We start from the raw sequence: 12,434 nt of genomic DNA, 5'->3' as shown, positions 1-12,434 counted from the left end.
TTTTATCTTTATTTTCTGCGTTTTAAAAACGCCACAATACCTATCATAATTACAAATTCAATGAATAAGTACACAACGGCATATCCATGTTCCTTCCATGTCTCTATAGCAAAGTAGTAACATATACATGAGAATAGGTTACTCAATGACATAATAATGATATAGAGACGTATACGGCCTTCTGTAAAATATATTTTCATGCATGCCAAGCTGACGGCGGTAAAAGGCATTGCAAATGTCATTATACCGATAAGGGATGATAGCTTTTCCATGGCGGCATACGGCATTTTTCCTAATCCGAACAATTCCTCGGCAATAAAAGTACGTAACAGGAAGATAACCAAAGAAGTGCATATCGTAAACAGAAATAAACGTAAAGTTACCCGCAAAGTGACATGATACATTTCTTCCTTTTCACCGTGGCTGTATAAATTGTTGAGCTTTATTTGAAGAACAGAAGTTATTTGCTGTATGAGTGCTAACGGAGCTTGGATAAACTTCTGTGCATAATTGATGATAGTTATTATTCCCGGCTGATATTGGGACAATAGATACATGGGAAAAGTGGATGCAAAAATAATGATTCCCTGATTAACAGCCAGCCCGGTTAACGCTTTGCTTTGTGAACGGACAAGAGCGAATTTTACTAACGAGAATTGCCATCTCAGCTTTTTCTTCATAAACCAAAGCAACAAGACAATATTCAGTAAGCATGCACAACAGCTACTATACATCACGATTGAAACATCTGCTTTTTGACCTAATAAGATAAGTGCGACAATGCCACTAAAGTTTATCATGAAATTACACGAAAGTCCCAATGTAAAATACTTGAATGAAACCAATATTTCACTTACATAGAGATTTACTATGATAAGGAGAGTCAGTGGGAAAAATAAGTAATATACTGAGATGTGACTGCGTATATCTTGGGTGGGGAAATTCATAATCCATTCTGGTGCTTGTTTGCCTCCAATTATGCAGAATAGAAGTAATGCACCTGCTGCCAGTAATAAGAATGTGTAAAGAAATGAATTGTGAAATTGCATTTCAGCTCTTGATGATTCATTATAGCGCAGGAACATAGCTTTAGGAATTAAAATAGATGTATTAAGTGTTTGCACTAGCCCACCTACTAAAATAGCTATATTAAATAAATAAAAATAAATATCCGTTCCTGTATTTGCCCCCAGATAGTAAGCAATTAGAAGCTGCATGACAAAAGCTGTCAGTTTACTTCCGATGCTGAAAGCGGAAGAATATACGGCTCCTTTTTTATATGTTCCAATTTTCAGCTTCATTTATTCGAAGATAATATAAGACCTAATAATATCAATATAAACAATCCCCGGTTTTGCGTAAAAGTGGCATCGGCAATTCCTTCTATCAGAAAAAATATAAATATTAGCAAAACAAACAATTGCCCACTAGGCAATTGTTCTTTCGTTGATTTCCTGAGGATTGAGAACCAAAAAGCAAAATAGAGTATGACGCCTGCGACTCCAAATTGGGCTAATTCGGGATAGAATGCATCACATATAAATGCAGGCATATCTTTTGATAATCCCCACAAGTGATCAATTCCGTAAGCGGAGTAGACAGGAGAATAATATTCTGCAGAAGCGAATGTTCCAAAACTTCCCAATCCACTTCCAAAAGGAAAATAGTCATATAAGATTTGCATGGAAGTAAGCATCATGGCAGGACGGCTCCACATTTCTTGGGAGTTCATCATTCCATCCACATAATAGAGTATAATCTTGTCTTTTGCCAACCAAATAGTTATTAAAGCAAGACACCCGAACAGGACTGTTGTTGTTATGTTAAAACGTATTCTTCCGCCCAATTTCATATAGACCATCAGAAAAATGGCGATTGCCCAGAAACCATGAAATTTAGAACGGGTGGAAATCAGTCCAATGGTCAATATTAACAATAATACGACAATGTCGCTCCATGAATTGGTAGAACAATAGCTAAGTAGAAAAAAGGTAGCAACAACGGCTGTCGCATAACGGGATTGATGGCCGAAAAACAAGAAATTAACATCAATGATTCCTAAGATGAAAAGTCCGCCCGCTATTACTATGCATAGAATGGATAAGAAGCGTTTCTGGGATATAGTTAGTACTGGAGCTATCAGAAAGGTACAATAAAATCCCAGAAAAGGCTTTAGTTGTGTCAAGAAATCCATGCAAATTGCAATGGGAGTATTGGATTTGATAAGAAATGAATATATCAAGTAGAATATAAAAATTCCGGCAACTATTCCTATGGGTATCAACTCTTTCCATTTTTTGCGTTCCATTACCACCATCCCGGTAAAGACAACTAGAAAGAGAGCCATTAACTCATCTACATAGTCGAATCCGATGAAGTCATAGAAGATAACTCCGAATAAATAGCCAAATATGAGAAAGGCAAAAAATAAGTTGTTTTTAGAGAACACTAACCGGGATAGCATGGCTTATTTTGTTTTAGTGAAAACAAACACCCGAAAACTAATAATGATCAGTGAGAGAATGAAAGTTGCAGCAAGTGCTATTGCCAGTACAAACACTTTGCGTGGATATACAGGCTTTGCCGAACTATATGCTGCGTCTACCACCCTACCCGCCTGCTCGTCCGGAGAGTTTACCAACTCTTTCTCCTGCAATTTTTGCATAAGGAACAAATAGACACTCTCTTTTATTTTTTGTTGACGCTTCATTTCGATGTATTCCCTTTCTTGGGTGGGTAGAGCACTAAGCTGGCTGCTGAACACCTGATTTTTCTTATTTATTTCCTTCAGGCTTGCACGTATGCTTTGCCGAGCTGCATCTATAGCCTCCAGCAGCATTTTGCGCTGTTCGGCCAATTGTTTGTCGGCAAGTATCAAAGCTGGATTCTCTTTCTCGGAAGAAAGAAGCAGGCGCTGTCGGTCAAGTACCAATTGATTATAAAGGGCAATAGATTTTTCACCGATTCCTTCTATAGCAGGCACTGAAGCATACTCATTCAGGGGATTTTTCATATAATCCACTACATAATCCAGAATTTTCAGACGAGTTTCCGTTTCTAAAATAATACTTTCCAATTCTTGATATCCTGTAACGGTCGCTTTAGCATATAAAGCAGGCTCCGGTATGTTATTCCGTTTCTTATAAGTTTCGATCTGATGTTCCAGATATGCAAGTTCCGTAGTAATGGTATCCAAACGTTCTTTCACAAACTTCGCATTGATAGTGGCTTCCTTTACTTTTACATTTCGGCTATATCGGTTGTAAGTGGACATGATAGTATTTAAGAAATCATATCCCCGCTGTTTATTCTCGTTTTCAAACAGGAGTATTATTATGTCTGAAATTGTTTCTTGTGCACCTGCGTATAAATCATCATACAAATCTTCATAGGTTTGCTGCAATGGAGTAATCCGAATAGTCAGTGTTTTTTCTCCGGGAACGGAAACGTCTGCATTCGGGGTAATCATAATGGTGCCAATAGGTAATTGCAATCGACAAGGCAGCGGCTGTTCTTTTACTTTCACCGTCTTAAATAAAGTTGATTTTATTTGGGCTGATTGTATGATTCCATTCGATAATGTTAGTTTTATTTTTACTGGTTTACTTAAGGTATCTAAAAACTGTTCGGGAAAGAGAAATGTTACTGGATTGTCTTTTCCATAAAGCAGTACATTTTTTAAGCCTTGCCGTTCACGCGTTTCCACTTGGTATCCGGTTTCACGAATCGCTTCAGTCATATTGGTACGTGACATCAGTACTATTACTTCATCTTCCACACTGCTTCCTGAACTACTTCCGCCCAACATTGCACCTATACCTGTGCTTTTCAACATTTTCAGTTCAGACATCATCCCTTGATTATCTCTGATTAGTTGTATACGTGCTGTAAACTGATATTCTTGAGGTGTGGCTATTAAGAAACAGACGGCGGCAATCAGGCAGATAATGCCAATAGGTGTATATATTTTCCAGTAAGCTAGGAATTGCTTTAAAAGCGCTCCTATATGTATGTTTTCGTCATTCATAACTAAGTGATTTATTTAACCAATAATGCGATCCCTAACGATGCCAACACCGATAAAGCGCTGATTATAGTTGATGCCAAAGATACGTTAAATTGCCCGTTCTGGCTATATTTGGCATTTCCTTTCCTTGCTTTATTAGGCTCCACATAGAGAACATCATTCTGCCGTAGATAATAGAAGGGTGAAGTCAGAGTTTCTGCGGATGTCAGATCAAAACGGTGATATTCTTTTTTTCCGTTGTTATCACGGATTAGAAGCACATTAGTACGGTTGCCATATATTGTTAAATCTCCTGCCATACCAAGGGCATCAAGTACGGACAGGCGTTCATTAGGTACATTTACCGTTCCGGGTTTATTAACTTCACCCAGTACTGAAACTTTGAAATTCCTTATCTGTATCGTAACAATTGGAGACTTGACGTAAGCGGAAATCTTTTCAGTCATCATGTCTGTCAATTCGCTACGTGTCATATTAGCAACTTGTATTTTACCAAGTACTGGGAAATCAATCTCTCCGCGTGAATTTACTAAATAAGTATGAAGTACAGGTGTAGAGGTAACATTTGTTTCCCCTGGGGCCAAATAGCTGGCAAGTGGCATATTGAATGCTGCTACAGCATTCGGATCTGTCCCAGATACAGTTATTGATAATTGATCATCAGGAGCAATCCGAGGGGTATAATTAACAGATTGCTCGATAACAGCTGGCATCTGGTTGTCTAAATCCTGAAAATAGGTAATAGTATTAGTCGTTGTTTTGCACGACATTAATATTAGTAACGAAAAAGCAGGAATCAGCATTCTTATTTTCATCGTATATCTTATCTTTTATTAATTTGACTATCGTAAAAGCAATAGTTCTATAGTCAATAAACGTTGGTTAGGCGGGTTTATTGTTAGGTTGTCTATAATTTGTTCATTGTTTCTAGAGCGTTTTATCAAATAAAGCACTAGTGATTATACTTCGCTGTCCGACGCGGTATTTTTTGTTGCGGTTTATAATTTGTTTGGCGATATGAATAGTTGAGTTTACCATTTTGTCTTTGAATATATTATTATCATTTACAATCTTATCAAACATTCAATCCGGCTAAAGAAAGTACTGCTATAAACTGTTATATCCTTTTAGAGACGATCAATACTTATATCCAAATATACAACACTATGGGAGGAATGGTTCTAAAATTGCCAATAGGAACAAAAGGACAAAATGAGATATATGTAGATACTTATAAATTGCCTAATGGAATTTATATTTATTCATTGGTAACAGATGGTCGTTTGATTGATACAAAAAGAATGATCATAGCTAATTAACGAAAATACAGGTCCGAAATTAATAAAAGCTGGCTGATTCATTAACGAATCAGTCGGCTTTTATTCAAAGAAAGCATTGTACCATTCTGCATTGTTTATAAATTGTTGAAAAGAAAAATGCCCTGAAACTGGCTTATATCCGAGATTTGCGTTACTTTTGCAGCATGATTGAATTGGCACAACATATAGAAGCTTTGTTATTGGAAAATGACTGCGTCATTGTTCCGGGTTTGGGAGGATTTGTTGCTCATTACGCTTCGGCTACAAGAGTGAAAGAAGAAAATATTTTCCTGCCCCCTACCCGTATTATCGGCTTTAATCCGCAATTGAAGATGAATGACGGTTTGCTGGTACAGTCTTATATGTCTGTGTATGGAACCAATTTCTCTGATGCTACCAAGATGGTAGAACGTAAAGTGGACGAATTAATAGCCACGTTGCACGAAGACGGTAAGGTTGATTTGCCGAATGTTGGCGAAGTACGTTACACTATTCATAACACCTTCGACTTCGCACCTTATGATAATAAGATCACAACTCCTTATTTATATGGGCTGGATGCATTTGAGATGCAGGAATTGTCTGCTTTGGAAAAACCGTCGACCGAGAACGTTGCTGCTTATTCAGCGCCTGCCGCTATCAAAAAGGAAAAACGTACTTTCTCCATCAAGTTTAACCGTGCATATCTGACTAATGCTGCCGCAGTGGTAGCTGCAATTGTGCTTTCTTTCTTCTTTTCCACTCCGATAGAGAATACGGAAGTGGTGGAAGAAAATTATGCAAAGCTATTACCGGATGAGCTGTTTGAGAAAATAGAAAAGCAATCTTTGGCTATTACACCGATTGTTGTAAAGCAGAATACTCCCACCCGCAAATCAGCTAACAAGCAAAAAGGGACACAAAAGAAAGTGGTAGCCCCTGTTGCGGTTAGAGAAGTCAAAGTTGGTAAAACACCGGCTGTATCTACAGAAGCTCAAGCTAAGACTGAGACTTCTAAAGCAGTTGTAACTTCTGAGACTCCTAAACAAAATGTGCAACCTATTGCTGCTAAACAGTCCGTTGCCACTCCTAAAAGACCCTATCATATTATCATTGCTAGCGTGGGCACAGAACAAGATGCAGAAGCAATGGCAGCCCAGCTGGTTGCAAAAGGCTTCTCCACTGCAAAAGCGATTGTTGGAGACGGCAAAATGCGTGTCAGCATTGAATCTTGCGGAACAGAAGTGGAAGCTTATCAGGCTTTGGCAAGAATTCGCCAAAATGAGATGTACAAAAATGCTTGGGTGCTGAAGAAGTGATAATTCTTAATTTTTTAATCTTATGAAGCGTATCCGTTGTCCTAAATGTGAGAATTATCTTTTGTTCGATGAAACAAAATACAGCGAAGGTCAGTCATTGGTCTTCGTTTGTGAGCATTGTGGCAAGCAGTTTAGTATTCGTCTGGGAAAGACAAAGATGCGTGCTCCGCAAAAGGAAGAACGCCCTGATGAAGAAGAATTTAAAGATGCTTTTGGCAGTATTACAGTGATTGAGAATGTGTTTGGCTTCAAACAAGTGCTTCCTTTGCAGGAAGGTGACAATGTAATTGGCCGTCGCTGTGTGGGAACCAATATTAATACTCCTATTGAAACGTCGGACATGAGTATGGATCGCCGTCACTGCATTATTAATGTGAAGCGAAATAAACAAGGCAAACTTGTTTATACTCTGCAAGATGCCCCCAGTCTGACCGGAACTTTTCTGAATAATGAAATACTGGGAGATAAAGACCGTATCCGTATTGAGGACGGGGCTATCGTTACTATCGGGGCCACAACATTCATATTACGGGGAGCAGAATAAAAAGAAAATTCCCATAACACTATTTTCTAAAAGGAACCTACATCATACACCGAAACGATTAAGTCGTTAATTTACAAGTTGATATATGATGTAGGAAAGTATGTAGAAAGGTGTAGGAAGCCTGCCTTCCTACACCACAATTTTACTGAAATCACAACTTTATCACTTCGTATATCATCCCTTTCTTAGTTCGTTTGGACTGAATCTGGTTTCTTTTCAAAATACGTCCAAATGTAGTTATACTGCTTTGAGACAGATTAATAGCCTTGTTCTTCTCTTGTAGATATTCAATAATCTGCATGGCGGACAATTGTTCTCCCGTCTCTCCTTCTTCCGGTGAACGAAAATGACAATGGAAAAGTTGCTCCAGCGGACTGATTTGTTCGAATTCCCGGTTAGATTCCTTCAGAATTGCTTCGTCTGTGTCATCAAACCAGTAACGTTCTCCTTTCGTGATAGCCTCCATTGCTTGTGCATACAGTTGACGGTAGTTGATGGTAACGTTTGTATTGATGGGTGCCGTTACCTCGATACAGATAAAACGGCGGCTACCACTCGGATCGGTCAGCAAATCTTTTTGGTTACTGGTACCTATGAATGAAGCATAACGTCGCATCTCCTGAATACTACTGCCATAAGGTTTGCGCAGATTGGCTACAGGCTTCTGTAACAGATGTTTTAGAAAACCTTGCTGATTCATGCTGACCTGGTCAAACTCATCAATGTTGATCAGCATAAAACGCCCCAGATACATTTCGGCATCCCGCTTATTTCTGAAATCCAGGCTGTCCGTATAGCCGAAACGAAGTTCGGGCGGAAGAATGATCCGGCAATAGGTTGATTTTCGAAAACCTTGAGCACCGACTAAAAGAGGCGATGTGCTGTTGGCATACTGTTTGTTGAGCCCCCGCCAGTGAGCCACCATGTTCAGAAACCAACGGTAGAAGAGTTGACGCCAGTGTGGATTATTGCAAGGCACGAGGTCGGCAAGCGCATGAATACGATCTTTACCGTCCCAACGCCCTACGCTGCACAGATAATCTTCTACCGGATTGTATAGTGGCACACGGTTGGACGCCAGATAGCGGTTTACATCCCGGTCCCACACTTTGATGCCTTCTTGCAGGGCATCCATTGATATGCTGTTCCGTGCCCGTTGGTCAACAGGCTGGAAGTAGAAGTGAATGGAGTCCTTTTGACGAAATTCCAGATCATTGCTGACGGTATTAAAACGGAATTCATATCTACGTCCCATGAATTCCTCCAATTGCAGTGAGATTTTTTGTTCCGGTGTCAGGGCTGACTTCTTACCAAATCCTTTGCATTCACGATACAGATTGTGAATGGTTATCCTGACATCCTGTTCGTCTGCCTGTCTGTAATAGTGTATCATAACCTGACGTACGGTTTCTTCTTCCGGTATCCCTGCTTTGAAGCAATTTTCGGCCAGGCACACCAGTAGCGGATGCAAGGTATCTCCCCGCTTCCAGTTCTGCATTTCATCCAATGCCTTACCGAGGGTTGTTTCAAACAGTATGGTGAAGGTTTCTGATGTCTCAAATCCGGGTTTCAGTCTCAGCAACGGATTCTTTTCCGTCAATTTCCGTTGGTGGAAAGTCTGTTCACCGGGCATGCTGAACGGCTGCTCCTGGCAGAAAGCTATGGCGTCAGGATTGAAATAAGGATCAGTGTCCAGTGTCATACGGCAGCTTTGTGCGGGGTTAGGCTCTTTCAAGGTTATGGGAAACGGCAGTATGGGTTGATAGCACTGCACAGCCATACGATAAGCGCAGGCATGAAAGAGAGTGATATTTTCCTCTTTTACAGGGAGATTTCCGTCGGGAAGCACGAATTTCACCCATATCTTTACGCTCCGTCCGCTGCTTCCGGTAATAGCAGCCCAAGTTTGCGGTAATAATCTTGCCTGCTCTTTCACTAGTTCCACTTCTGACAATCCGGCCAGGCCATTTACTTCGAGCATTACTATGCCGTTGTAGCGCTTCAGCTTTCTGCCTCCATCGCGGCTTCTTCCATATTCTACAGCCGGATAAATGCGTGGCAATTTATCAATGTGCTCGTAGTGACCACGAGCATCAGGGGTGGTATATAGTAGCATGGTCCGTAGTGCGGTGACGTGTGCTGCTTTAGTTTCTGTCTTTATCCGTTCCAATAATACATCTGCCTCGCAGGTGCTGACGGCTTCTCTCCCACTCTCTTTTTCTTCTCTGACAAGGGTTATTTTCATTTGTGTGTTTATTTAAAAAATAATTTATTCCTAAGAACCTTTTCCTAAGAGACTGCAAGGTAGGTATAAAATGCGTTTGAAACAAATAAATCAAGGCTTTTGTTAAGCGGTAACACCCCTTTTTTGTTCATCATAAAGCAATCATAAAAATTGAAATATAGTTGGTAGAAAACTTGACTTTCCCTTATTGTTTTTGTATCTTTGTCAGTAGCAAAACTTCGTCCCGCAATTGCGGGACGGACAGTTCTCGGCTGTGGGCTGTGCATCCTATAATTGCAGGATGCACAGCCCACAATTGGAAAACAAAGTTTTGCCTATAGCTTACTGATATTTTCTTTAATGCAAAAGAGGAAAAGGAAAGGGGCAAATGATGATTTAGTAACTTAATAACATAGCATTATGGCAGCAGAATATGATTTTCGGAGACGCCCGAACCCGAAGGGTGACGGCGAATTACAACCTTTGTACCCACGTATCGTAAATAAGGGTACTATTGAAATGGAGCGCTTGGTTCAGGATATAGCCGATATGTCCAGCTTCACTCCCGGTGATGTGAAGGGCGTGGTGGCTTTGCTTGAGGACCGTATTTCCTATTACCTGTCCGAAGGACATCATGTACAGTTAGGTGATATCGGATATTTTTCGGCAAGCTTGCAAGCCCGTCCGGTAATGGATCCCAAAGAGATTCATTCGCAAACTATTTTCTTTGGCAAAGTACACCTGCGTGTGTCTCCCGATTTCCGGAAACGCTGTGCGGGCTATGTAGAACGTGCCAAATATGGTTTCCGAAAAAGCGCGGAACTTAGCGGTACGGAGCGTTATCGCCGTTTGCTGGCTTTTTTGGAGACACATCCTTTCATTACCCGTCATGATTATAGCGGAATTACAGGACTTTTGAAGAATAAAGCATTGAATGACCTCAATTTGCTTGTAGAAAAGGGGTATTTGAATACAGTGGGGCAAGGTTCGCACAAAGTGTATGTACGGGCTGATAATAAGGAGGTTACAGAATAAAAAACGTTTTTTTTATGAATTTCGGGGTGTAGGAAGAGAATTTTATACATCTGCCTACACCCTTTTATACACCATATATTTGCCTGATATTCAATGGAGTATAATCATGGGTGTAGGATGTAGGAAACAACGTCTAAAAAACGTTGTTACTTATCAACGCGTTTCCATTTGCGTACTTCCTCCACGGTACTGGTTTTGGTAGGACTTTCATCTACTTTTTCTGTGTGATCTATTTCATAATGATAATCACAGTGTCCGCAGTTCGTTTCCTGATGATAAGTAATAGTACCTGTCCAATACTCATGGCTTGACACTATGTCCTTGCTTTCATAGCGAGTTTCCCATTCTACAAAATCAAAGCCTTTGTCCTTGATTTTCCCTTCTTTCCGTGAAGTATACTCATGGCGTTTCACATTTGAATCTTTTACCAGCGAAGTAGCTTTTAAAGCATGCTGTCCGCACTTAGGGCATGCAAACTCTTTGAGAGGCTTCCAGTCATTCACCGAATCAGTCTCACTATCCGTATGTGTGTGGTGATGACAAACGGCACACTCTGTATCGGTTTCCACCAAGTGATGTTCCCGTCTACGTGCTTTTTCCACATCAACAAGTGTATTCTTTATCCAACTTGTCCCCCATACAGGCTCCACGTCCACACCTGTCAAATAAGTGATTTCAACTACATTTAATTTATTAAGTGCCGCGCATGACGGGCAACGGGCGTCACGAATGGAGAGTTTTTCTACAGCAGCGCACATCCATATCAGTAGCAATACGCCTCCCGGCAAAAGAATTATCCAAAGAGAATTGAATAAGTAGAGACAGGAAAGCAACAAGATATACATCCAAGGGATCATGTATACATATTCCAGTTTGGCGATAAACGAATTTTTCACTCCCGGCATGCGCCCCAGTGCAACAAACAGGAGACTTGCGGCTCCATACACTATCAGCGTCAATCCGCCCAATATCAATAAGAACAGTATCAGCTTCATGAGAAACCAGAAAATGGAAGAGAAAATCCCCTTAAACCACGAACCGAATTTACTGCTTAAGGATTTGTGGTGCAGCGGCTGACTATTAGCGTCTATCGTAAAGGGCTGGAAGTTCGTGACAAGATTCCAACTAATTATATAATAAAAGAAGGGTGCACTCGTGTATAAGTTATATTTTAACTCTGAGGTACGTTCTGTATGTATCACAAGTCCCTGTTCATCTACCGTGAGTAACACTCCTTTCGTTCTTCCTTCCCCTTTGGCCAGCACAACTTGCGGAAAATAATAACTGCGTGTCGATACATCGGCCATCAAATAGTCTCCGGCTTCTTTGCATATACGTTCTAATGAGAAACCGGTCAATGAATCGGCTCGATAAACATAGCGGAAATCGGGATTCATAGCTCGTAGCTCCTTTACTTCACCTTCGACAGCCAATTTGGGCACGCCAAAGCGGTTGCCGTTTTCATCTTCCACAATCCATGTCCAACGTCCATCTTCGGCAATGCCTTTCAGGCTTGTACCGGCTTTTAATGTTTCGTTGGTTTCTTCAAGTTTTCCACTCTCACCAGACCATACATATATCCATTTATTACAGTCTTCCTTCAATACAATCTTCACATCTTTTTTTGCCAGTTCTCGTGAAGGACTCCAGAAAAGAAAAAAACAAAACAATACCAGGCATACTACAAAAGCAATAAGACTTTTCGTTAAAGAAGTCGTCTTACAATACTCTCTTCTTTTTAATTCTTCTTTCATATAAGTACTCGTTATTAATTAGTCTGTACTATCTCAATTCTCCTCCTCCTGGGAATTGAGATAGTATAAGTTATTTCTTGCTTATTACTTAGTCTATTCTATTTATCGTTATAACCTCTTGGGGAAATTAATATCTTTCTTTTCGGTTATGAATCAGTTACAAGCAACGAGCTACAAGTGCCTTTCGGAATATAGCGCAGCTACTTGTAGCTTGTAGCCGGTAGCTTGTAACC

The 12,434-nt window shown here is 40.3% G+C and carries 10 protein-coding genes; 4 read left to right on the top strand and 6 right to left on the bottom strand.

Annotated features, from left to right (window positions below):
- Positions 1 to 8 precede the first annotated feature (8 nt).
- From K429_RS0126040 to K429_RS0126025, 4 genes are read right to left on the bottom strand one after another with little or no spacing between them, the layout of a single operon-like run.
- Positions 9 to 1,301, bottom strand: a complete 1,293-nt coding sequence (locus K429_RS0126040; protein WP_029328665.1) for a lipid II flippase MurJ — start codon at positions 1,299 to 1,301, stop codon at positions 9 to 11.
- Entirely contained in the window at positions 1,298 to 2,464 is a 1,167-nt protein-coding gene (locus tag K429_RS0126035) for a hypothetical protein (protein ID WP_029328664.1), read from the bottom strand. Before K429_RS0126035 ends, K429_RS0126040 begins: the two co-directional genes overlap by 4 nt.
- 3 nt (positions 2,465 to 2,467) lie before the next feature.
- Positions 2,468 to 4,027, bottom strand: coding sequence for a GNVR domain-containing protein (locus K429_RS0126030; protein WP_029328663.1), 1,560 nt, complete (start codon positions 4,025 to 4,027; stop codon positions 2,468 to 2,470).
- 11 nt (positions 4,028 to 4,038) lie between these two features.
- Complete coding sequence (locus tag K429_RS0126025; protein WP_029328661.1) at positions 4,039 to 4,842, bottom strand: polysaccharide biosynthesis/export family protein; 804 nt, start codon at positions 4,840 to 4,842, stop codon at positions 4,039 to 4,041.
- Positions 4,843 to 5,076: 234 nt separating this feature from the next.
- On the opposite strand from K429_RS0126025, the gene K429_RS31360 reads away from it, so the two are divergent.
- The 3 genes from K429_RS31360 to K429_RS0126005 all read left to right on the top strand — a co-directional run bounded on the left by K429_RS31360 (position 5,077) and on the right by K429_RS0126005 (position 7,188).
- Positions 5,077 to 5,346 carry a T9SS type A sorting domain-containing protein gene (locus K429_RS31360; protein WP_081750944.1) on the top strand — a complete coding sequence of 90 codons (270 nt, stop codon included), beginning with the start codon at positions 5,077 to 5,079 and terminating at the stop codon, positions 5,344 to 5,346.
- A gap of 164 nt (positions 5,347 to 5,510) precedes the next feature.
- Positions 5,511 to 6,644 carry an SPOR domain-containing protein gene (locus K429_RS0126010; protein WP_029328660.1) on the top strand — a complete coding sequence of 378 codons (1,134 nt, stop codon included), beginning with the start codon at positions 5,511 to 5,513 and terminating at the stop codon, positions 6,642 to 6,644.
- A 22-nt stretch (positions 6,645 to 6,666) separates the two neighbouring features.
- A complete protein-coding gene (locus tag K429_RS0126005) occupies positions 6,667 to 7,188 on the top strand; it encodes an FHA domain-containing protein (protein ID WP_029328659.1) in 522 nt (173 codons plus the stop codon).
- A gap of 151 nt (positions 7,189 to 7,339) precedes the next feature.
- Here K429_RS0126005 and K429_RS0126000 read toward each other — a convergent pair whose 3' ends face one another.
- Positions 7,340 to 9,433: a BT4734/BF3469 family protein gene (locus tag K429_RS0126000; RefSeq protein WP_029328658.1), complete on the bottom strand. Its 2,094-nt coding sequence runs from the start codon at positions 9,431 to 9,433 to the stop codon at positions 7,340 to 7,342.
- Positions 9,434 to 9,832: 399 nt separating this feature from the next.
- On the opposite strand from K429_RS0126000, the gene K429_RS0125995 reads away from it, so the two are divergent.
- A complete protein-coding gene (locus K429_RS0125995) occupies positions 9,833 to 10,447 on the top strand; it encodes an HU family DNA-binding protein (protein ID WP_029328657.1) in 615 nt (204 codons plus the stop codon).
- 146 nt (positions 10,448 to 10,593) lie between these two features.
- Here the strand turns inward: K429_RS0125995 and K429_RS0125990 are convergent, their stop codons facing one another.
- On the bottom strand, positions 10,594 to 12,201 hold the full coding sequence (locus tag K429_RS0125990; protein WP_029328656.1) for a hypothetical protein: 1,608 nt from the start codon (positions 12,199 to 12,201) through the stop codon (positions 10,594 to 10,596).
- Positions 12,202 to 12,434 lie beyond the last annotated feature (233 nt).

Origin of the sequence: Bacteroides sp. 14(A) (assembly GCF_000526555.1) — a bacterium.
Classification (GTDB): Bacteria; Bacteroidota; Bacteroidia; order Bacteroidales; family Bacteroidaceae; genus Bacteroides; species Bacteroides cellulosilyticus.
This window is presented reverse-complemented; position numbering and strand designations above follow the sequence as displayed.